We start from the raw sequence: 24,887 nt of genomic DNA, 5'->3' as shown, positions 1-24,887 counted from the left end.
GTGCAGTTCTCTGGCCTCCTTTCATTCTTCAGTCTTCTTTGACTCGTAATAGGCAAGGTTTTCATGGTGAACGAAGATAGGCTTCGGGACTACCTCAAGCGGGTAACAGCTGATCTGCACCAAGCGCGCCAACGCCTGCGCGAGCTGGAGGCAGGAGAGCAGGAGCCCATCGCGATTGTGGCGATGAGCTGCCGTTTCCCGGGTGGTGTGGGGAGCCCCGAGGATTTGTGGCGGCTGGTGGCCGACGGTGGTGATGCCATCTCCGATTTCCCGTCCAATCGCGGATGGGACGTGGACGGGATGTACGACCCGGATCCCGAGAGTTCGGGGACGTTCTACTCCCGTGAGGGTGGATTCCTTCACGACGCGGACGAGTTCGACGCGGGCTTTTTCGGGATTTCGCCGCGTGAGGCCCTTGCCATGGATCCGCAGCAGCGGCTGCTGCTGGAAACCTCATGGGAGGTCTTCGAGCGGGCGGGCATCGCTCCGGGGTCGGTGAAGGGCCGTCGTGGCGGTGTGTTCGTGGGCGCCGCCACCTCGGGCTACGGGGCGGACGTAGACGGTTTCCCCGAGGAGATCGAGGGCCACCTGCTGACCGGCACGGCGACATCGGTCGTATCGGGCCGTATCTCGTACACCTTCGGTCTCGAGGGGCCCGCGGTGACGGTGGACACGGCGTGTTCATCGTCGCTGGTCGCGCTGCACCTGGCGGTTCAGGCGCTGCGCCAGGGCGAGTGTGACCTCGCCCTCGCCGGTGGTGCGACGGTGATGTCCACACCGGGTGCCTTCGTCGAGTTCAGCCGCCAGCGTGGTCTGGCCCCCGACGGCCGCTGCAAGCCGTACGCGGACGCCGCGGACGGTACGGGCTGGTCCGAGGGCGCTGGCATGCTGCTGGTGGAGCGGCTGTCGGACGCGCGGAAGAACGGCCACCCGGTGCTGGCCATCGTGCGTGGCTCGGCGGTCAACCAGGACGGCGCCTCCAACGGTCTGACGGCGCCCAACGGCCCGTCCCAGCAGCGGGTCATCCGGGACGCGCTGACGAGCGCCCGACTGGCCCCGTCCGATGTGGACGTGGTGGAGGGGCACGGGACCGGTACCTCCCTGGGTGACCCGATCGAGGCGCAGGCGCTGCTGGCCACCTACGGCCAGGACCGTCCGGAGGGCCGCCCGCTCTGGCTGGGCGCGCTGAAGTCGAACCTCGGTCACACGCAGGCCGCGGCCGGTGTCGCCGGAATCATCAAGATGGTGATGGCGATGCGGCACGGGGTGCTGCCGCAGACCCTTCATGTGGACGAGCCGTCGCGGCAGGTGGACTGGTCGGCGGGTGAGGTACGGCTGCTGACGGAGGCCACCGAATGGCCCGAGACCGGGCAGCCGCGCCGGGCCGGTGTCTCCGCCTTCGGTGTGAGCGGCACCAACGCGCACACCATCATCGAGCAGGCCCCGCCGGACGAGGACGAGGCCGAGGAGGACACGGCCTCCGACGCCGGCAGTGGCGTGGCCACGTGGATGCTGTCGGCTCGTGGCGCGGACGCGCTGCGGGCCCAGGCCGCGCGGCTCAGGGCGTTCCTGCTGGAGCGGGTCGAGTCGAGCGCACTGGACGTCGGCCACTCGCTGGTGGCGACGCGGTCGATGTTCGAGCACCGCGCGGTGGTGTCGGGCGCCAGCCGTGCGGAACTCCTCGCCGGACTCGAGGCCGTCGCGTCCGGAGAGGCCGCTCCCGGCGTGCTCCAGGGCGTGGCCGGGACTGCCGTCAAGACGGCGTTCCTCTTCTCCGGTCAGGGTGCGCAACGCCTGGGCATGGGCCGGGAGTTGTACGACAGCTTCCCCGTCTTCGCCCAGGCGCTGGACGAGGTGTGCGCACGGCTGGACATGGTGCTGGACCGTCCGCTGCGGGATGTGATGTTCGCGGCCGAGGGCAGCGCCGACGCCGAGCTGCTGGACCGGACGGCGTTCACCCAGCCCGCGCTCTTCGCCATCGAGGTGGCGCTGTTCCGGCTGCTGGAGCACTGGGGTGTCACCCCGGATGTGCTGATCGGCCACTCCATCGGTGAGATCGCCGCCGCCCATGTGGCCGGGGTGTTCTCCCTGGAGGACGCGTGCACGCTGGTGGCCGCCCGTGGCCGGCTGATGCAGGCGCTGCCCGAGGGCGGCGCCATGGTGGCGGTGCAGGCGTCCGAGGAGGAGATCTCCGGATCGCTGGCCGGTCGTGAGGCCGAGGTCAGCATCGCCGCCGTCAACGGCCCGACGGCCGTGGTCATCGCCGGTGACGAGGCCGCCGCGCTGGAGATCGCGGAACAGTGGTCGGAGCAGGGGCGCAAGACGAGTCGGCTGCGGGTCAGCCACGCCTTCCACTCCCCGCGCATGGACGCGATGCTGGACGACTTCCGCCGTGTCGCGCGGGACTTGACCTTCCAGGCCCCCACCCTGGCTCTGGTCTCCAACGTCACCGGAGAGCCGGTCGGGGCCGACGAGGTGTGCTCGCCGGAGTACTGGGTGCGGCATGTGCGCGAGTCCGTGCGCTTCGCCGACGGCGTTCGCTCCCTCCAGGCCCAGGGCGTCACCGCGTACATCGAGGTGGGCCCCGACGGTGTGCTCTCGGCGATGGCGCGGGACTGCCTGGCGGGCGAGGCGGCTTCGGCCCCGGCAGTGGTGCCGGTTCTGCGCAAGGGACGCCCCGACGCCCAGGCCCTGATGGCCGCGCTGACCGAGGCCCATGTCCACGGTGTGACGGTGGACTGGGAGCGGGTTTTCGCCGGGCGGGGCGCCCGCAAGGTGGAGCTGCCGACGTACCCCTTCCAGCGCCGGCGCTACTGGCTGGAGGGCACCGGCGGAGCCTCGGGCGCTTCCGCCGCCGCGGACAGTGTGGACGCGCGGTTCTGGGACGCGGTGGAGCGCGAGGACCTGGAGGCGCTGGCAAAGGCGCTGGACGTCGACGGCGATGGCTCGCTCGGTGAGTTGCTGCCCGCGCTGTCCTCGTACCGCCGTCAGCAGCGTGACCGCGCCACGGTCGACGGCTGGCGGTACCGGATCTCGTGGAAGCCGGTCTCGGAGACCCCCGCGGCCACCCTGTCGGGTACCTGGCTCGTGGTCGTTCCCGCGTCCGGTGCCGATGACACGTTCGCGGAGTCGGTGTCCGCCGCGCTCCAGCGGCACGGCGCCGACGTCGTTCGTCTGGTGGCGGACGAGACCGATCTCGCTCCCGGTGCGCTGGCCGAGCGGGTGCGTGAGATGGCCACCGAGCCGTCCGGGATCGGCGGTGTGCTGTCCCTGCTGGGTGTGGACGAGCGGCCCTGCGCCGAGCACCCGGTGGTCTCGCGCGGCCTCGCGCTGACCCTGATGCTGGTGCGCGCACTGGCCGAGGCGGACATCCAGGCCCGGCTGTGGTGTGCCACCCGCGGTGCCGTCTCGGTGGGCCGTTCCGACCAGCTCACCAGCGCGGTGCAGGCGGAAATCTGGGGGCTCGGCCGGGTGGCCGCTCTGGAGCACCCCCGGATCTGGGGCGGTCTGGTCGACCTGCCCGAGACGCTGGACGAGCGCGCCGCCGCGCGACTGGCCTGGGCACTGTCCGCCGGAGACGGCGAGGACCAGGTGGCGGTGCGCGGCTCCGGAGCGTACGCCCGGCGCCTGGCCCGCGTCACGGTGAGCAACGAGTCCGCGGAGCGCGTGTGGCGGCCCCGGGGCTCGGTGCTGGTCACCGGCGGCACCGGCGCCCTGGGCGCCCAGGTGGCGCGCTGGGCCGTGCGCGAGGGCGCGGAACACGTGGTGCTGACCAGCCGTCGCGGCCCGTCGGCCGATGGCGTTTCCGAACTCACCGCGGAACTCGAAGCACTCGGCGCCGAGGTGACCGTGGCGGCCTGCGACGCCGCCGACCGGGAGGCCCTGGCCGAGGTGCTGGCCGCCGTCCCGGAGCGGTATCCGCTGACCGCCGTCGTGCACGCGGCGGGCATCCTGGACGACGGTGTGCTCGACGGCCTGACCGTCGACCAGCTCGCCGGGACCCTGGCCGCGAAGGCCGAGGGCGCGCGCCATCTGCACGAGCTGACCGCGGAGCTCTCGCTCGACGCGTTCGTGCTCTTCTCCTCGTTCGCCGGTGCCATCGGCGGCGCGGGCCAGGCCGCCTACGCGGCGGCCAACGCCTACCTCGACGCGCTGGCCCAGCGGCGCCGGGCCCAGGGCCTGGCCGCCACCGCGGTCGCCTGGGGCCCGTGGGCCGAGGGCGGAATGGCCGCGAGCGGCCGCGCCGGGGAGCGGACGCGCGGCGGCCCACTGCCCCCCATGGCTCCCTCGCTCGCCCTGGACGCGCTGGGCTGGGCCGCAGGTCATGACGAGGCCGCGCTGATCGTGGCCGACATCGACTGGACCGGCATGGCCTCCATGCTGAGCGCCGGCCCCAGCGCCCTCGTCAGCGACATCCCCGAGGCTCGTGAGCTCCTGGCCGCCGCGGCCGGAACCATCGGCCAGGCTGGACCGGGCCACGACCTGCGCGGACAACTGGCCGGACAGTCGGACGAGGAACAGCGCCTCCTCCTGCTCGACCTCATCCGCACCCACGCGGCCTCGGCACTCGGCCACTTCTCGGCGGACTCCGTCGAGCCGGGCCGCGCCTTCCGGGATCTCGGGTTCGACTCCCTCACGGCCATCGAGCTGCGCAACCGGCTCGACATGGCCACCGGTCTGCGCCTGCCCGCCACCCTCATCTTCGACTACCCGACCGCCGAGGTGCTCGCCGACCATCTGCGCCAGGAGCTGGGCGGGACCCACGCCGAGGCCGCCACCTCGGCGGTCTCGCACCGCGTGCGGCCGGATGACGACGACCCCATCGCGATCGTGGCGATGAGCTGCCGCTTCCCCGGAGGCGTGGAGACCCCGCAGGACCTGTGGCGACTCCTGGCCGAGGGCGGCGACGGCATCGCCGGGTTCCCCGGCGACCGTGGCTGGGACGTCGAGGGCATGTACCACCCGGACCCCGAGCACCCGGGCACGTTCTACGCCCGCGAGGGCGGATTCCTCTACGGGGCGGCCCAGTTCGACCCCACCTTCTTCGGGATCTCGCCCCGCGAGGCGATCGCCATGGACCCGCAGCAGCGGCTGCTGCTGGAGACGTCCTGGGAGGCGTTCGAATACGGGGGCGTCAAACCGGCCTCGCTGCGCGGCACCCGTACCGGTGTGTTCGTCGGCACCAACGGCCAGGACTACTCCGCGATCATGCTCGACGCCCCCGAGGACTTCGGTGGCCATGTGGGCACGGGCAGTGCGGCGAGTGTGGTGTCCGGTCGTATCTCGTACACCTTCGGCCTCGAGGGGCCGGCGATGACGGTGGACACTGCGTGTTCGTCGTCGCTGGTGGCGCTGCATCTGGCGGTTCAGGCGCTGCGCCAGGGCGAGTGCGATCTGGCGCTCGCCGGTGGTGTGTCGGTGATGTCGACACCGGGCGCCTTTGTGGAGTTCAGCCGTCAGCGTGGGCTGGCGCCCGACGGCCGCTGCAAGCCGTTCGCCGAGGGCGCGGACGGCACGGGCTGGTCCGAGGGCGTGGGCATGCTGCTCGTGGAGCGGCTGTCGGACGCGCGCAGGAACGGCCACCCGGTGCTTGCCGTGGTGCGCGGCAGCGCCATCAACCAGGACGGCGCGTCCAACGGTCTGACGGCGCCCAACGGCCCGTCCCAGCAGCGGGTCATCCGGCAGGCGCTGGCCGCCGCCGGACTGTCCGCCGCCGAGGTGGACGCGGTCGAGGCACACGGCACCGGTACGACGCTGGGCGACCCGATCGAGGCACAGGCGCTGCTGGCCACGTACGGCCAGGAGCGCCCGGAGGGCCGCCCGCTGTGGCTGGGCGCCATCAAGTCCAACATCGGTCATACGCAGGCCGCGGCGGGCGTGGCCGGGGTCATCAAGATGGTGATGGCCATGCGTGCGGGCGTGCTGCCGAAGACGCTGCATGTGAACGAGCCGTCGCGGCAGGTGGACTGGTCGGCGGGTGAGGTGCGGCTGCTGACGGAGGCCACCGCGTGGCCCGAGACCGGGCAGCCGCGCCGGGCGGGTATCTCCTCGTTCGGGCTGAGCGGGACCAACGCGCACACCATCATCGAGCAGGCCCCCGAGCCGGCAGAGGCCGTGGCCTCGGAGGCGGCCGGGCCCGGGACACCGGTGTCGACGGCCGTGGTGCCGTGGCTGGTCTCCGGGAAGAGCCGGGAGGCGCTGCGGGCGCAGGCCGAGCGGCTGTACGGGGACGTGGCGGCTCGCGAAGACGTCGAGGTGCTGGACGTCGGGCACACACTGGCGGCCAGGTCGGTGTTCGAGCACCGGGCCGTGCTGGTGGGCGAGGACCGGGAGACCCTGCTGCGCGGCCTGCGGGCCGTCGCGGAGGGCGGCATCGCCTCGGGAGTCGTCCAGGGGCAGGCCGTGACGGGCGGCAGGACGGCGTTCCTGTTCTCCGGCCAAGGCGCCCAACGCCTGGGCATGGGGCGGGAGTTGTACGACACCTTCCCGGTGTTCGCCCGTGCGCTGGACGAGGTGTGCGCGCATCTGGATGTGCTGCTTGACCGTCCGCTGCGGGATGTGATGTTCGCGGCGGAGGGCGGTGCGGATGCCGAGTTGCTGGATCGGACGGCGTTCACGCAGCCCGCGCTGTTCGCCATCGAGGTGGCGCTGTTCCGGCAGCTGGAGCACTGGGGCGTCACTCCGGATGTGCTGATCGGTCACTCCATCGGTGAGATCGCCGCCGCCCATGTGGCGGGGGTTTTCTCGTTGGAGGACGCGTGCACGCTGGTCGCGGCGCGTGGTCGGCTGATGCAGGCCCTGCCCGAGGGCGGGGCGATGGTCGCCATCGAGGCGTCCGAGGAGGAGATCGCGGCGTCGCTGGCCGGTCGTGAGGCCGAGGTGAGCGTCGCCGCCGTCAACGGCCCGACCGCGGTGGTCATCGCGGGTGATGAGGCCGCGGCGCTGGAGATCGCCGAACAGTGGGCCGAGCAGGGTCGTAAGACCCGGCGGCTGCGGGTCAGCCACGCCTTCCACTCGCCGCGCATGGACGCGATGCTGGACGACTTCCGTGACGTCGTCACCGGCCTGTCCTTCCAGGCACCGGCCATCGCCCTGGTCTCGAATGTGACGGGCGAGGCGGCGGGCCCCGACGAGGTGTGCTCGCCCGAGTACTGGGTGCGCCATGTCCGGGAGGCCGTGCGGTTCGCGGACGGAATGCGGGCGCTCAGCGCCCAGGGCGTCACCAGGTTCCTGGAGGTCGGCCCCGACGGTGTGCTGTCCGCGATGGCGCGGGAGTGCCTGACGGGCGACGAGGCCGCGGCCTCGGCCGTGGTGCCGGTGCTGCGCAAGGACCGCCCCGAGGCCCAGGCGCTGACGACGGCGCTGGCCGAACTCCATGTCCATGGAGCCTCGGTGGAGTGGGAGTCCGTCTTCGCCGGGCGCGGTGCGCGGACGGTGGAGCTGCCGACGTACGCCTTCCAGCGCGAGCGCTACTGGCCCGAGGTGTCCCTCTCCCTGAGCGGATTGGACGCCCAGGGCGCCGCGGACTCGGTGGACGCGCGGTTCTGGGAAGCGGTCGAGCGCGAGGATCTCGAAGCGCTCGCCGAGACGCTCGACGTCGACGGCGAGACGCCGCTGCGTGCGGTGCTGCCCGCGCTGTCCACGTACCACCGCAACAGGCGTGACCAGTCCACGATCGACAACTGGCGCTACCGCGTGGCGTGGAAGCCCGTCCCGGACGTGGCCGGTGGGCCGCTGTCGGGGACGTGGCTGGTGGTGGTCCCGGCGTCCCGTGCCGAGGACGAGCTGGTGACGGAGGCCGTCGCCGGGCTTCGGCGCCATGGCGCCGACGTGGTGTCGCTGGTGGCGGACGAGCGCGACCTCGACGCCGGAGAGCTGGGGGAGCGGCTGCGCGCGGCGGTCGCCGACGCGCCCGCTGTGGGCGGTGTGTTGTCGCTGCTCGCCCTGGACGAGGAGCCCTGCTCCGGACACCCCGAGCTCCCGGGCGGTCTCGCCCTGACGCTGACCCTGGTGCGGGCCATGGCGGACACGGGCATCGAGGCTTCGCTGTGGTGCGCGACGCGGGGCGCCGTGTCGGTGGGCCGCTCCGAACGGCTCAGCCACCCGGCGCAGGCCATGGTGTGGGCGCTGGGCCGGGTGGCCGCGCTGGAGCTGCCGGAGCTGTGGGGCGGTCTGGTCGATCTGCCCGAGTCACTGGACGAGCGTGCGGTCGCGCGGCTGGCCGGTGTGCTGTCCGCCGAGGTCGGCGAGGCCGCCGAGGACCAGGTGGCGGTGCGCGGCTCCGGAGTGTTCGCACGCCGTCTGACCCGGTCGGCGGCGCCCGCCGCCGACGCGGCGACATGGCGGGCGCGTGGCACGGTGCTGGTGACCGGTGGCACGGGCGCACTCGGCGGCCAGGTGGCCCGCTGGCTGGTGCGCAACGGCGCCGAGCACCTGGTGCTGACCAGCCGCCGCGGCCTCGAGGCGCCGGGCGCGCCCGAGCTGCGCGAGGAGCTCGAAGCCCTGGGCGCTCGGGTGACCGTGGCGGCCTGTGATGTGGCCGACCGTGAGCAACTGGCCGCGGTGCTGGCCGCCGTACCCGAGGAGTACCCGCTCACGGCGGTGGTCCACGCGGCGGGCGCCAACGCGGCCGGGCCGCTGGCCGAGACCACGGTGGCCGACGCCGCCGCCGTGATCTCCGGCAAGGTGGCCGGTGCCGTCAACCTGGACGCGCTGCTGGGCGACCGTGAGCTCGACGCCTTCGTGGTCTTCTCCTCGATCGCGGGTGTGTGGGGCAGCGGCGGCCAGGCCGCCTATGGTGCGGCCAACGCCTACCTGGACGCGTTGGTGGAGGACCGCCGCGGCCGGGGTCTCGCCGGTACGGCCGTGGCCTGGGGCCCCTGGGCCGAGGGCGGCATGGCGGCCGGGGACGACGGCGACCAGCTGGCCCGTCGCGGTCTGCCCGCGATGGCGCCCGGTCTGGCGATCGCCGCGCTGCACGGTGCGGTCGCGGGTGACGAGGGTGTGATGACGGTCGCCGATGTGGACTGGGAGCGGTTCGCCCCCGCGTTCACGATCGGGCGGCCCAGCCCGCTCCTCGGCGAACTGCCCGAGGTCCAGCGGGCGCTGGCCAACGCCGGAACCGCCGAGGGCGCCGGCGCCGCGGCCGGTTCGGCACTGCGGGAGCGGCTGACCGGGCTCACCGAGGCCGAGATCGACCGGACCCTTCTCGACCTGGTGCGCGCTCACGCCGCCGCGGTTCTCGGCTTCGCGGGTGCGGAGGCGGTCGAGCCCGGACGTGCCTTCAAGGAGCTGGGTTTCGACTCGCTCACCGCGGTGGAGTTCCGCAACAGACTGAACGCGGAGACGGGGCTGGTGCTTCCGGCCACGCTGGTCTTCGACTACCCGAGCGCCACGGTGCTGGCCGACCATCTGCGGGCCGAAGTACTCGGGACGCAGGGGGCGGTGGCCACGCCGTCGGCGGCGGTGGCCGCGGTCGATGACGACCCGATCGCGATCGTCGGGATGAGCTGCCGCTTCCCGGGCGGTGTGCGCAGCCCTGAGGAGCTGTGGAACCTCGTCGCGGCCGGCACGGACGCCATCACGGACTTCCCCTCCGACCGCGGATGGGATGTCGAGGGGATGTACGACCCCGACCCGGAGCGTCTGGGCACGTTCTACGCCCGCGAAGGCGGGTTCCTCGGCGGGGCGAGCGAGTTCGACGCGGCCTTCTTCGGGATCTCGCCGCGTGAGGCGCTCGCCATGGATCCGCAGCAGCGGCTGCTGCTGGAGACCTCGTGGGAGGCGTTCGAGCGGGCCGGTATCGACCCGGCGTCCGTGCGCGGCAACCAGATCGGCGTCTACGTCGGCGCCGCGACCTCCGGCTACGGAACGGGGCTGCACGAGATCCCCGAGGGCCTCGAAGGGCAGCTGCTGACCGGCAGCGCCACCTCGGTCGTGTCGGGCCGCATCTCCTACACGCTGGGTCTCGAAGGTCCCGCGCTGACGGTGGACACGGCGTGCTCGTCGTCGCTGGTCGCCCTGCATCAGGCCGCGCAGGCGCTGCGCCAGGGCGAGTGCGACATGGCGCTCGCCGGTGGTGTCACCGTGATGACCAGCCCGGCCGCCTTCGTGGAGTTCAGCCGGCAGCGCGGGCTCGCCCCCGACGGCCGGTGCAAGCCGTTCGCGGACGCCGCGGATGGCACGGGCTGGTCCGAGGGCGTGGGCATGCTGCTCGTGGAGCGGCTGTCGGACGCCCGGCGCAACGGCCACCAGGTGCTGGGCATCGTGCGGGGCTCCGCCGTCAACCAGGACGGCGCCAGCAACGGACTGACCGCGCCCAACGGCCCCTCGCAGCAGCGAGTGATCCGGCAGGCCCTCGCCAACGCCCAGCTGTCGCCCGCCGACATCCAGGTGATCGAGGCACACGGCACCGGAACGACGCTGGGTGACCCGATCGAGGCGCAGGCGCTGCTCGCCACCTACGGCCAGGAGCGCCCGGAGAACCTGCCGCTGTGGCTGGGATCGATCAAGTCGAACATCGGCCACACGCAGGCCGCCGCCGGTGTCGCCGGAATCATCAAGATGGTGATGGCGATGCGGCACGGTGTGCTGCCGCGGTCGCTGCATGTGGATGAGCCGTCGCGGCAGGTGGACTGGTCGGCGGGTGAGGTGCGGCTGCTGACGGAGGCCACCGAGTGGCCTGAGACCGGGCAGCCGCGCCGGGCCGGTGTCTCGGCGTTCGGTGTCAGTGGCACCAACGCGCACACCATCATCGAGCAGGCCCCGCCGGTCGAGGACGAGGCGGAGCCCGCCCCGGCCCCCGCCGACGACCACGGCATGGCCCCCTGGACGCTCTCCGCCCGGAGCCCGGAAGCCCTGCGCGCCCAGGCCGAGCGGCTGCGGACCCACCTTCTCGAAGGGGCCGAGCACGGCGTTCTGGACATCGCCGGATCGCTGGTCGCCACGCGATCGGTGTTCGAGCACCGCGCGGTGCTGCTGGGCACCGAACGGGAGACATTGCTGCGCGGCCTGGAGACCGTCGCCGCAGGTGACGACGCCCCCGGCATCGTCCAGGGGCAGGCGGCCAACGGCGGCAAGACCGCGTTCCTGTTCACCGGCCAGGGCGCCCAACGCCTGGGCATGGGACGGGAGTTGTACGAAGCCTTCCCGGTGTTCGCCCGTGCGCTGGACGAGGTGTGCGCACACCTGGATGTGCTGCTTGACCGTCCGCTGAAGGACGTGATGTTCGCGGCCGAGGGCGGTGCCGACGCCGAGTTGCTGGATCAGACGGCGTTCACGCAGCCCGCGCTCTTCGCCGTCGAGGTGGCGCTGTTCCGGCTGCTGTCCGCCTGGGGCGTCACTCCGGATGTGCTGATCGGCCACTCCATCGGTGAGATCGCCGCCGCCCATGTGGCCGGGGTGTTCTCGCTGGAGGACGCGTGCACGCTGGTCGCCGCTCGCGGCCGGCTGATGCAGGCCCTGCCGGCCGGTGGGGCGATGGTCGCCATCGAGGTGTCCGAGGAGGAGATCGCTCCGTCGCTGGCCGGTCGTGCGGCCGGGGTGAGCGTCGCCGCAGTGAACGGCCCGAACGCGGTGGTCATCGCCGGTGACGAGGCCGCCGCGCTGGAGATCGCCGAACAGTGGGCCGAGCAGGGTCGTAAGACCCGGCGGCTGCGGGTCAGCCACGCCTTCCACTCCCCGCACATGGACGCCATGCTGGACGACTTCCGCGCGGTCGCGCGGACGCTCGCCTACAACAGCCCGTCCATCGCGTTCATCTCGAACGTCACGGGTGAGCAGGCCGGTGCCGACGAGGTGTGCTCGCCGGAGTACTGGGTGCGCCATGTGCGGGAGACCGTCCGCTTCCTCAACGGGGTGCGGGCACTCGAAGCGCAGGGCGTCACCGCGTACATCGAGGTGGGCCCCGACGGTGTGCTGTCGGCGATGGCCCAGGACTGCCTGACCGAACCGGCCGACGACATCGCGGCCGAGGACACACCGGCCCCGCTGCTGGTGCCGGTGCTGCGCAAGGACCGCCCCGAGCCGCAAGCACTCGTCGCGGCCCTCGCCGAGATCCACGTCCACGGCGAAACCGTCGACTGGCGGGCCTTCTTCGCCGGACGCGGCGCCCGCCGCGTGGACCTTCCCACCTACGCGTTCCAGCACCAGCGCTACTGGCTGGAGGCCGGTGCCTCGGCGGGCGACGCCGCCGCCTTCGGCCTCGACCCGGCCGACCACCCGCTGCTCGGCGGAGCCGTCCCCCTCGCGGGCGCCGACGGCCTGGTGTTCACCGGAACGCTCTCGCTGCACACCCAGCCCTGGCTGGCGGACCACGTTCTGCGCGGCGAGGCGGTCCTGGCCACCACGGCCCTCGTCGAACTGGCCGTTCGCGCCGGTGACGAGGTCGGCCTCGGCCATGTGGAAGAGCTCGTCATCCAGGCGCCGCTGGCTCTCCCCCGAGGGGGCGGCGTCCAGATCCAGCTCGTCCTCGGCGAGGAGGACGAGACCGGCACCCGTTCGCTGGAGATGTACTCACGAGCGGCCGAGCCCGTGGGCGAGGACGAGTGGATCTGCCATGCCAGCGGTGTGCTCGCCCCGGAGCCGGACGACGCCACGTCCGCCGAGGCGGCGGCGGGCCTCGCCGCATGGCCCCCGCCCGGCGCCGAGCGCGTCGAGGTGGACGGCCTGTATGAACTGCTCGCCGGCGACGGCCTGGTCTACGGACCCTCGTTCCGTGGCCTCCGTGCGGTGTGGCAGCGCGACGACGAGGTGTTCGCCGAGGTCAGCCTCGCTGAGGAGTCCGTTGTGGACGCCCAGCGGTTCGGGCTGCACCCCGCCCTTCTGGACGCGGCGTTGCAGCCGCTCGGCCTCGGGGTGCTGGACGGTGTGGGGCGCGGCCGCATGCTGTTCAGCCTCGCCGGGATATCGCTGTACGCCTCCGGCGCCTCCGCGCTGCGCGTCCGGCTGGCCCGTACGGGTCCGGAGACCCTCTCCCTGACCGCGGTCGACGGAGCCGGGGAGGCCGTGGTCTCCGCCGACACGCTGACCCTGCGCCAGGTCGCCACGGAGCAGCCGGAGGCCGCCCCGGCGGCGGACGCGGCCGGGACTCTGCCCGAGCCCGCCGCCTCGTCCGAGGCGGCCGCCGAAACCCCCGTGGAGGAGACCTCCGCCAAGCCCTCGCGCCGCCGCAGGACCGCACGGCGCGCCGCCAAGCGGGGCGGACCGGACTCCGGGCCGCTCGCCGCGCTGCGGGAGCGGCTGGCCGGGCTCTCCGAGCCCGAGCAGGACCGGGTGCTGCTCGATGTGATCCGTACGCATGTCGCGGCGGTGCTCGGACACGCCTCCGCCGACGCGGTCCAGGGCTCGCAGGCGTTCAAGGACCTCGGCTTCAGCTCGCTGACCGCCGTCGAGTTCCGCAACCGGGTGAGCAAGGCCATCGGCCTGCGGCTCCCGGCGACGGCCGTGTTCGACTACCCGACCCCCGCCGAACTCGCCAAGTTCACCCGTGCCGAGGTGCTCGGCGCGCGGACCGGAGAGGTGCGGCCGGTGCCGGTCGCGGTGGCGGGCAACGACGAGCCGATCGTGATCGTCGGGATGAGCTGCCGCTACCCCGGAGAGGTGGCCACCCCGGAGGACCTGTGGAACCTGGTCGCCGAAGGCCGGGACGGCATCTCGCCCTTCCCGACCGATCGCGGCTGGGACGTGGAGAACCTCTACGACCCGGACCCGGACGAGCCGGGCAAGTGCTACACGCAGGAAGGTGGCTTCCTGCACGGCGCCAGCCAGTTCGACCCGGCGTTCTTCGGGATCTCGCCGCGTGAGGCGCTCTCGATGGACCCGCAGCACCGGCTGCTGCTGGAGACCTCGTGGGAGGCGCTGGAGCGGGCCGGTATCGACCCGGTCTCCGCGAAGGGCAGCCAGACCGGTGTCTTCGCGGGTGTGACTTACCAGGACTACGGCGGTGTACTCGCCGGATCCCAGGACAGCGTCGAGGGCTACATCGGCACCGGTGTCTCGCCCAGCGTGCTCTCCGGCCGTATCTCCTACACCCTGGGCCTGGAGGGGCCCGCCGTGACGGTGGACACCGCGTGCTCGTCGTCGCTGGTCGCCCTGCACCTCGCATGGCAGGCGCTGCGTCAGGGCGAGTGCTCGCTGGCGCTCGCCGGCGGTGTGACGGTGATGTCCACACCGATGTCGCTGGTCGAGTTCAGCCGCCAGCGCGCGCTCGCCTCCGACGGCCGCAGCAAGCCGTTCTCGGCCGCCGCGGACGGCGCCAGCTGGGCCGAGGGTGTCGGCATGCTCGTCCTCGAACGGCTCTCGGACGCCCGCCGCAACGGACACCCCATCCTCGCCGTGGTGCGGGGCAGCGCGGTGAACCAGGACGGCGCGAGCAACGGTCTGACGGCGCCCAACGGCCCCTCTCAGCAGCGGGTCATCAGGCAGGCGCTGGCGAACGCCCGCCTGTCGGCCGCCGAGGTCGACGCGGTGGAGGCACACGGCACGGGTACCTCGCTGGGTGACCCGATCGAGGCGCAGGCGTTGCTGGCCACCTACGGCCAGGAGCGCCCCGAGGGCCAGCCGCTGTGGCTGGGCGCCATCAAGTCCAACATCGGCCATTCGCAGGCGGCCGCGGGCGTGGGCGGCGTCATCAAGATGGTGATGGCGATGCGCCACGGCGTTCTGCCCAAGACCCTCCACATCGACGAGCCTTCGCCGATGGTGGACTGGACGGCCGGTGACGTCGAGCTGCTGGCCGAGGCCAGGCCGTGGCCGGAGACGGGGCATCCGCGGCGTGCGGGTGTGTCGGCGTTCGGCATGAGCGGCACCAATGTGCACACCATCCTGGAGCAGGCTCCCGAGACCGAGGCGGTCGAGGCGGCCGAGCCCGCCGGGACCGGGGCCGTCGACGGCCCGGTGGCGTGGGTCGTCTCGGGCAAGAGCGGCGACGCGCTCCGGGACCAGGCCGACACGCTGCGGAAGTTCGTGGCCGAGCGCCCGGAGCTGAGCGCAGCCGATGTGGCGCTCTCCCTGGCGACGACCAGGTCCGCGTTCCAGTACCGGGGCGCGGTGACTGGCACCGGGCGGGAGGAACTCCTCGAACGCCTGGAGGCGATGGCCGAGGGCGCGAAGGCGCCGGGCGTGGTCCGTGCGAACGCCATCGAGGCACCGGGCCGTTCGGTGTTCGTCTTCCCCGGTCAGGGGGCGCAGTGGGTCGGCATGGCGGTCGGTTTGCTGGAGTCCTCGCCGGTGTTCGCCGAGGCGATCGGCGAGTGTGAGACGGCGCTGTCGGCTTATGCGGACTGGTCGCTGACCGAGGTCCTGCGTGGTGCCGAGGGTGCTCCCGGTTTCGATCGGGTGGATGTGGTGCAGCCGGTGTTGTTCGCGGTGATGGTGTCGCTGGCGAAGCTGTGGCGTTCGGTGGGTGTCGAGCCCGATGCGGTGATGGGTCACAGCCAGGGCGAGATTGCCGCGGCGTGTGTGGCGGGTGCGCTGTCGCTGGAGGACGCGGCCAAGGTGGTGACCCTGCGGTCGCAGGCCATCGCGGTGGGTCTTGCGGGACGTGGCGGGATGGTGTCGGTCGGCCTTCCGGTCGACCGGGCCAAGGAGCGCATCGCCGCCTGGGACGGTGCGATATCCGTCGCCGCGGTCAACGGCCCCGGCTCGGTCGTGGTCTCCGGTGACCCGGGTGCGCTGGACGAGATGGTGGCCCAGCTGGAGGGTGAGGAGATCCGGGTCCGCCGGGTTCCGGTGGACTACGCCTCGCACTCGGCCCATGTGGAGGCGATCCACGATGAGTTGCTGAGGGTTCTGGCGGATCTGGAGCCCCGTACCTCCGAGGTGCCGTTCTACTCCACGGTGTCCGGCGAGTTGGTGGACACGGCCGGTCTGGATGCCGAGTACTGGTACCGGAATCTGCGGCAGACCGTTGAGCTGGAGGCCACGACCCGCACCCTGCTCGACACCGGGCACGCCATCTTCATCGAGGTGAGCCCGCATCCGGTGCTCACCCTTCCCGTGCAGCAGACGGTGGAGGCCGCCGAAGCACAGGCCGTGGTCATCGGCACCCTGCGCCGCGACGAAGGCGGCCCGGAGCGCTTCCTGACCTCGATCGCCGAGCTTCATGTCAACGGCGCCGACGTCGACTGGCGGAAGGTGTTCGCCGGACACGGCGGCCGCCAGGTCGACCTGCCGACCTACGCCTTCCAGCGGCAGCGGTACTGGCCGCAGCCGGCCGAGGACGGCGGGCTCGGCAGCGGCCCCGTCTCCGAGGCCGACTCGGTGGACGCCCGCTTCTGGGAGGCCGTCGAGCGCGAGGACCTCGAAGGACTCGCGCAGACGCTGGAGCTCGACGGGGAGGCGCCGCTGAGCGCGGTGCTGCCCGCCCTGTCGTCGTACCGGCGAGGCAGGCGTGACCGCTCCACGGTGGACAACTGGCGCTACCGGATCAACTGGAAGCCCCTCATCGACCAGCCGTCGTCCGGCTCCGAACAGGAGCGGGGCGCCCCGATCACCGGTACCTGGATGGTCGTCGTCCCGCCGGTCGACGCCGCCCGTGAACTGGCGGAGCGCATCGCGCGGGACGTGGAACGCCACGGTGCCCGCATGGTGCGGGTCGACCTGGACGCCACGGAGCCGGAGCGGTCCTCGCTGACCGAACTCCTGTGGGCCGCGGCCCCCGGCACGTCCGCCACGGACGGTTCCGAGCAGGACGGGACGCCCGCGATCGACGGAGTGCTCTCCCTGCTCGCGCTCGACGAGGAGGCGCTCGCCGGACACCCGGGCGTTCCGCGCGGCTTCGCCGGCACGGTGGCCCTGGTCCAGGCGCTCGCCGACATCGACATCGATGTGCCGCTGTGGCTCGCCACCACCGGTGCCGTGTCCGTGGGCCGCTCCGACCGGGTCGGCAGCGTCAAGCAGTCCCTGGTGTGGGGTCTGGGCCGGGTGGTCGGCCTGGAGTACGCGCAGCGGTGGGGCGGTCTAGTCGACCTCCCCGAGTCGCCGGACGCGCTCGACGAGCGGGCGCTGAACCGCCTGGTCGGCCTGATCGGACGGTCCGGTGACGAGGACCAGGTGGCGGTGCGCGCCTCCGGGGTCTTCGCCCGGAGGCTCGTCCGGGCGCCCTTGGGCGACGCCCGGCCGGCCCGCGCCTGGCAGCCTCGCGGCAGCGTTCTGATCACCGGTGGTACGGGTGCCCTCGGTGGCCGCCTCGCCCGCTGGCTGGCCCGTGGCGGCGCCGAACACCTGGTGCTCACCAGCCGCCGCGGCCTGGACGCCCCCGGCGCGGCCGAGTTGCGGGACGAGCTGACCGCCATGGGCGCGCGGGTCACCGTCGCGGCCTGTGACGCCGCCGACCGCGGCGCGCTGCGGGAGCTCCTCGACGGGCTGCCCGCGGAGTACCCGCTGACCGGGGTGGTGCACGCGGCCGGTGTGCTGGACGACGGCCTCATCGACACCCTCACCGTCCCCAGGACGCAGGGGGTCTTCCGGCCCAAGGTGGACGCCGTGGTGAACCTCCACGAGCTGACCCGGGACCTGGACCTGTCCGCGTTCATCCTCTTCTCCTCCTACGCCGGAACCGTCGGTGGTGCCGGTCAGGGCAGCTACGCCGCCGCGAACGCCTTCCTCGACGCCCTGGCGCAGCAGCGCCGGGCCCAGGGGCTGGCCGCGACCTCGGTGGCGTGGGGCGCCTGGGGCGGCGGCGGTCTGGTCGACGACGCCACCGCGGCCCAGCTGAAGCGGCGCGGTATGCCGCCGCTGGTGCCCGAACTGGCCGTTGACGCCCTTCAGCAGGCGCTCGACCACGACGAGGTGGACGTCACCGTCGCCGATGTGGACTGGGAGCGCTACGCCCCCGGGTTCGCCTCGGCCCGGCCGCGTCCGCTGCTCAACGAGCTGCCGGAGGTGCGGCAGGCCCTGGAGGCGGCGGAGGCCGAGCTGGGCGCGGCGCTCTCCGGGCTGGCCGTGCGCCTCGAAGGGCTGTCGGCCGCCGAACGCGAGGTGGAGGTCCTCGACCTCGTCAGGACGCACGCCGCCGAGGTGATCGGGTACCCGAACGCCGACGCGGTGGAGCCGGAGCGGGCCTTCAGGGACATCGGGTTCGACTCGCTGACCGCGGTGGAGCTGCGCAACGGGCTCAGCGCCGCGGCCGGTGTGAACCTTCCGGTCACGATGGCCTTCGACTACCCGACGCCCACGGTGCTCGCCCGGTTCATCCTCGGCGAGGTGCTGGGCACCGCGCCCGCGCCGGCCGATGACCTGCCGGTGGTGACGGGCACGGTCGTGGACGACGACCCGATCGCGATCGTGTCGATGAGCTGCCGCTTCCCCGGCGGGGTGCGCACTCCGGAGGACCTGTGGCGATTGGTCTCCGAGGGCAGCGACGTGATCAGCGCCTACCCGACCAACCGTGGCTGGGACCTGGACGACCTCTACGACCCGGACCCGGAGAACACGGGCACCAGCTACGCGAGCGGCGGCGGTTTCGTCTACGACGCCGATGAGTTCGACCCGGCGTTCTTCGGGATCGCCCCGCGCGAGGCGCTGACCATCGACCCGCAGCAGCGGCTGCTGCTGGAGACCTCCTGGGAGGCGTTCGAGCGGGCGGGCATCGACCCCGCGTCGCTCAAGGGAAGCCGGACGGGTGTCTTCGCGGGAAGCAACGGCCAGGACTACATCGGCCTGCTGCTGACCGCCCCGGGCGGCCCCGACGGCTACCTCGGAACCGGTAACGCGGGCAGCGTCGTATCGGGCCGTATCTCCTACACCTTCGGCCTCGAAGGACCGGCCCTCACGGTGGACACGGCATGCTCCTCGTCCCTGGTGGCGCTGCACATGGCCGTGCAGTCGCTGCGCCAGGGCGAGTGCTCCATGGCGCTGGCCGGCGGTGTCACGATCATGTCCACCCCGGGCTCGTTCGTGGACTTCAGCCGCCAGAAGGGGCTGTCGTCGGACGGGCGCTGCAAGGCGTTCGCGGCATCGGCCGACGGCACCGGCTGGGGCGAGGGCGTCGGCGTGCTGCTGCTTGAGCGGCTGTCGGACGCACGGCGCAACGGCCACCCGGTCATGGCGATCGTGCGCGGCTCGGCGGTCAACCAGGACGGCGCGTCCAACGGTCTGACGGCACCCAACGGCCCGTCCCAGCAGCGGGTGATCCGCCAGGCACTGGCCAGCGCCGACCTCGCCGCCCACCAGGTGCACGCGGTCGAGGCGCATGGCACCGGCACCCGGCTGGGTGACCCGATCGAGGCGCAGGCGCTGCTGGCCACCTACGGTCAGGGACGCCCGGAGGACCAGCCGCTGTGGCTGGGCTCCATCAAGTCGAACATCGGACACACCCAGGCCGCCGCCGGTGTCGCGGGCATCATCAAGATGGTGATGGCCATGCGCGAGGGCGTGCTGCCGAAGACGCTCCACGCGGACGAGCCCACGCCGCACGTGGACTGGACGGCCGGTGAGGTCCGGCTGCTGACCGCGCCGATCGCGTGGCCGGAGGACGGCGAACCGCGCCGGGCGGGCATCTCCTCGTTCGGCATCAGCGGTACCAACGCCCACACCATCATCGAGCAGGCCCCGGAGCCCGAGGAGCCGGAGGCGGTGGAGCGGGCCGTCACGGACGCCCCCTCGACCGGTTCGCGAACGCTCCCCTGGACGGTCACCGGCAAGGGTGCCGAGGCGCTGCGCGCCCAGGCGCGCAACCTGCACGACTACGTGGCGGACCACCCCGAGCTCGACCTCGGCGACGTGGGCTACTCGCTGGCGGCCTCCCGGTCCGTCTTCGACCACCGCGCCGTGCTCCTGAGCGGCGACCGGGACGCGCTGCTGAGCGGTCTCGACGCCATCGCCTCGGGTGCCACGGCCCCCGGAGTCGTCCAGGGATCGGTGGGCACGGCCGGCAAGACGGCGTTCCTGTTCTCGGGCCAGGGCGCGCAGCGGCTGGGCATGGGCCGGGAGCTGTACGACGACTTCCCGGTGTTCGCCCGCGCCCTGGACGAGGTGTGCGCATATCTCGATGTGCTGCTCGACCGTCCGCTGCGGGATGTGATGTTCGCCGACGAGGGCGGCGCGGACGCCGGGCTGCTCGACCAGACGGCGTTCACCCAGCCCGCGTTGTTCGCCATCGAGGTGGCGTTGTTCCGGCTGCTGGAGCACTGGGGCGTCACCGCCGATGTGCTCATCGGCCACTCGGTGGGAGAGGTCGCCGCGGCCCATGTGGCCGGGGTGCTCTCGCTGGAGGACGCGTGTGCGCTGATCGCGGCGCGTGGCCGGTTGATGCAGGCGCTGCCGGAGGGTGGCGCGATGGTGGCGGTGCAGGCGTCGGAGGAGGAGATCGCGGCGTCGCTGATCGGCCGTGCGGCCGAGGTGAGCATCGCGGCGGTCAACGGTCCGACGGCCGTGGTGATCGCGGGTGATGAGGCCGCGGCGCTGGAGATCGCCGAGGACTGGTCCGAGCAGGGTCGTAAGACCCGGCGGCTGCGGGTCAGCCACGCCTTCCACTCGCCCCGTATGGACGCGATGCTGGACGACTTCCGCAAGGTGGTCGAGGGGCTCTCCTTCCAGGCACCGTCGATCTCCCTGGTCTCCAACCTCACGGGTGCGCCGGCGGGTGCGGAGCAGGTGTGCTCGCCGGAGTACTGGGTGCGGCACGTACGCGAGGCGGTGCGCTTCGCCGACGGGGTACGGGCCCTGGAGAAGCTCGGGGTGACCTCGTTCCTCGAAGTGGGCCCCGACGGTGTGCTCACCGCGATGGCGCAGGACTGCCTGACGGCCGACGAGGCCGGAGGCGCGCTCACCCTCGTCCCCGCGCTGCGCAAGAACCGCCCCGAGACCCGGTCGCTGACCACGGCGCTGGCCGAACTCCACGTCCACGGCACCACCGTGAACTGGTCGACGGCGTTCGCCGGGCACGACGTACGGCGGGTCGAGCTGCCCACCTACGCGTTCCAGCGGCAGCGCTACTGGCCGAAGGCCGGCGGCCCCATGACCGGGGACGTCGCCTCCGTCGGACTCAGCTCCCCCAACCACCCGCTGCTGGGTGCCGGGGTCGAACTCGCGGGCAGCGACGGATTCCTGTTCACCAGCAGGCTGTCGGTGCAGAGCCAGCCCTGGCTGGCCGACCACGCGATCGCGGGCGCGGCCCTGTTCCCGGGGACCGGATTCCTCGAACTGGCCATCCGCGCCGCCGACCAGGTCGGCTGCGGCCGCGTCGAGGAGGTCACCCTGGCCACCCCGATGGTCCTGCCCGAGAACGAACAGGTCCAGGTGCAGCTGTGGGTGGATGACGCGGACGAGACGGGCCACCGCTCGCTCAGCCTCTACTCCCGCCCGGCCGACGCGTCCTCGGACGAGCCGTGGACCCAGCACGCGGCCGGTGCGCTGGCCCCGGCCGGCCCCGAGCCGTCGTTCGACCTGGGCGCATGGCCCCCGGCGGACGCGGAAGCGCTGGACATCAGCGACTTCTACGAGCGCTTCGCCGCCTCCGGCTTCGCCTACGGTCCGGTGTTCCAGGGCCTGCGGGCCGCCTGGCGCTCCGGCGACGACGTCTACGTCGAAGTCAGCCTCGGCGAGGAGCACGCCTCACTGGCGGCCGACTTCGGCCTCCACCCGGCGCTGCTGGACGCCGCCGTGCAGGCGGTGACCTTCGTCGCCCTGGAGGACGTCGGGCTCTCCCGGCTCCCGTTCTCCTGGAGCGGGGTGTCGCTCCACGCGGGTGGCGCGTCCACCCTGCGGGTGCGCCTCACCCAGCTGGGGCCGGACTCCATCTCCCTCGCGGTGGCCGACGGAACCGGCCGCCCGGTGGCGTCGATCGAATCCCTCGTGCTGCGCCCGGTGTCCGTGGATCACATCGACACGGCCAGGACATCGGCGTTCCGCGACTCGCTGTTCACGCTGGACTGGACCCCCGTTCCGGCCATCGCCCCGGCCGACGCGGCCACGGCCACATGGGCCGTGGTGGGCACCGACCACTACGGACTGGCCACCGGTGCGATCGCCGGAGCCCAGGTGACCGCCTACGCCGATCTCGACGCCCTGGGCGCCGCGATCGACGGCGGCGCCGCCGCCCCGGAGGCCGTGCTGGTCTCCTACGCACCGGGCCTCGACGACGAGGCGGCGCGGTCCAAGCCCAAGAGCAAGGCGAAGAGCAGGGCCAAGGGCAGGAGCAAGGCCAAGCGGGGCCTGGAGCCCGCGGACGCCATCCACGCGGTGACGCACCACACGCTCGGCATGATCCAGGGCTGGCTCGGCGACCGCCGGTTCGACTCCTCCCGGCTGGTCTTCGTGACCTCGGGCGCCATGGCACCCGAGGACCGCGACGAGACCCCGGACCTGATCCACGCCCCGCTGTGGGGCATGGTGCGGTCCGCGCAGTCGGAGAACCCGAACTGCTTCGTCCTGGTGGACCTGGATCCGCAGGAGCCCGCCGAGGCGTCCAAGGCGGTACTGCCCACCGTGCTCGCCACCGACGAGCCGCAGGCCGTGGTCCGCGAGGGTACGGTGCTCGGCCAGCGCATGGCCCGGGTCTCCTCGGGCACCGCGCTGCTGCCGCCCGCCGGGGTGCGGGAATGGCGGCTGGACATGCACGCCAAGGGCACCTTGGAGAACCTGGCGCTGCTGCCCAGCCCCGACGCCACGGAGGAGCTCGGCGCGACCGAGATCAGGGTGGCGCTGCGCGCCGCGGGCCTGAACTTCCGCGATGTGCTCAACGCCCTGGGGATGTACCCCGGGGAGGCCGGGCCGCTCGGTGGTGAGGGCGCCGGTGTGGTGACCGAGGTCGGCTCCGCGGTGAAGGACCTCGTGCCCGGTGACAAGGTGATGGGCATCTTCAGCGGGTCGTTCGGCCCGGTGGCCATCACCGACCGGCGCGTGGTCGCCCGGGTCCCGGAGAGCTGGACGTTCGAGCAGGCGGCCGCCACCCCGATCGTGTTCCTGACCGCCTACTACGCCATGGTGGACCTGGCCGGTCTGAAGGCGGGCCAGTCGGTGCTGGTGCACTCCGCCGCCGGTGGTGTGGGCATGGCCACGCTCCAGCTGGCACGACACCTCGGCGCCGAGGTCTTCGGCACCGCGAGCGAGGGCAAGTGGGACACCCTGCGGTCGCTGGGTCTGGACGACGAGCACATCGCGTCGTCCCGGACCCTGGACTTCGAGAAGCGCTTCCTCGATGTGACCGGCGGGCGCGGCATGGACGTGGTGCTCGACTCGCTGGCGCGGGAGTTCGTGGACGCGGGTCTGCGGCTGCTGCCGCGCGGCGGCCGGTTCCTGGAGATGGGCAAGACCGACATCCGCATTCCGGACGAGGTGGCCGCCGAGTACACCGGTGTCTCCTACCAGGCGTTCGACCTGATCGAGGCGGGACCCGACCGCATCAACGAGATGTGGAACGACCTGATCTCACTGTTCGAGAACGGGGTACTGCGACCGCTGCCGGTGCGCACCTGGGATGTCCGCAGGGCGCCCGACGCCTTCCGCTTCCTCAGCCAGGCACGCCACACCGGCAAGGTGGCGCTGACGATGCCGAGGACACTGGACGGCCCGGGCACGGTGCTGATCACGGGTGGTACGGGTGGTCTGGGCGCGCTGCTGGCCCGTCACCTCGTCGTGGAACACGGCGTCGAACGACTGGTGTTGACGAGTCGTCGTGGTGCGGAGGCGCCGGGTGCGGCGGAGTTGGTGGCGGAGCTGGCGGGGCTGGGCGCCGTGGCGGAGGCGGTGGCGTGTGATGTCGCCGACCGTGCTTCGGTGGCGAGTCTGCTGGCGGGTATCGGGTCGGAGCGTCCGCTGTCGGCCGTGGTGCATGCGGCCGGTGTGCTGGACGACGGTGTGGTGGAGTCGCTGACGCCGGAGCGGGTGGACAAGGTGCTGCGTCCGAAGGTGGACGCCGCGCTGCACCTCCACGAACTGACCCGTGACCTCGACCTCTCCGCGTTCATCCTGTTCTCCTCCGTCTCCGGAACCTTCGGTGGCGCGGGTCAGGCCAACTACGCGGCGGGCAACGCGTTCATGGACGCCCTCGCCCAGCACCGCAGGGCAGCGGGCCTCGCGGCCGCCTCGCTCGTCTGGGGGCCGTGGACGCAGGACGGCGGCATGACCACGGAACTGGCCGACGCCGACGTCACCCGGATGACCAGGACCGGCATGGTCGCCCTCACCCCCGAGGCCGGGCTCGCGCTGTTCGACGCGACCCGCGATCTCGACGGTGCCGTCCTGGTGCCCATGACGATGGACATGTCCTCGGTGGGCGAGCCGGTACCCGCGCTCCTGCGCGGACTGGTGCGCGCACCCGCGCGCCGGACCGCGGAGTCGGCGGCCACGAGCACCACGGCCGATCCGGCCACCGCGCTCAAGCAGCACCTGGCCGGGAAGTCCGAGACGGAGCGCGAGCGCATCCTGGTGGACCTGGTGTGCGACCAGGTGGCCGTCGTCCTCGGCTACGCGTCGGGGCAGGCGATCGAACCCGGACACGCCTTCAAGGACCTGGGCTTCGACTCCCTGTCGGCCGTCGAACTGCGCAACCGGCTCAACGCGATCACCGGAACGCGGCTCCCGGCGACCCTGGTGTTCGACTACCCGACCCCGGCGTCGCTCGCACGATTCCTGCGCGAAGAGGTCACCCCCGCCGACGGGCCCGCGACCGAGCCCGTCTTCGGAGAACTCGACCGGCTGGAATCCACCCTGTCGGCGCTCGAATCCGACAGCGAGACACACGCCCAGGTCATGGCGCGGCTCCAGGGTCTGGTGGCGAAGTGGTCCGCCGGCGGTACCGGCCAGGTGTCCGGCACCGCGACCGCGGTGGACGACGACCTGGACGACGACAGCGAGATCGAATCGGCCACCGCCGACGAGATCTTCAAACTCATCGATGACGAATTCGGAATGTCCTGACGTGGCGAGCTGGAACTCACAGAGTG

The 24,887-nt window shown here is 72.6% G+C and carries 1 protein-coding gene; it reads left to right on the top strand.

Annotated elements, in window-relative coordinates:
* Positions 1-63: 63 nt before the first annotated feature.
* Positions 64-24,861, top strand: a complete 24,798-nt coding sequence (locus AB0E24_RS16920) for a type I polyketide synthase (RefSeq protein ID WP_359377760.1) — start codon at positions 64-66, stop codon at positions 24,859-24,861.
* Positions 24,862-24,887: the final 26 nt, after the last annotated feature.

Source organism: Streptomyces malaysiensis subsp. malaysiensis (assembly GCF_040653035.1).
GTDB classification, from domain to species: domain Bacteria; phylum Actinomycetota; class Actinomycetes; order Streptomycetales; family Streptomycetaceae; genus Streptomyces; species Streptomyces malaysiensis.
The sequence above is the reverse complement of the archived record's forward strand: the minus strand, read 5'-3'. Positions and strand labels throughout refer to the sequence as shown.

What these genes read in the sequence shown, in the direction of transcription:
- AB0E24_RS16920 (WP_359377760.1), top strand. Translation starts at nt 64, where the DNA reads ATGGTGAACGAAGATAGGCTTCGGGACTACCTCAAGCGGGTAACAGCT.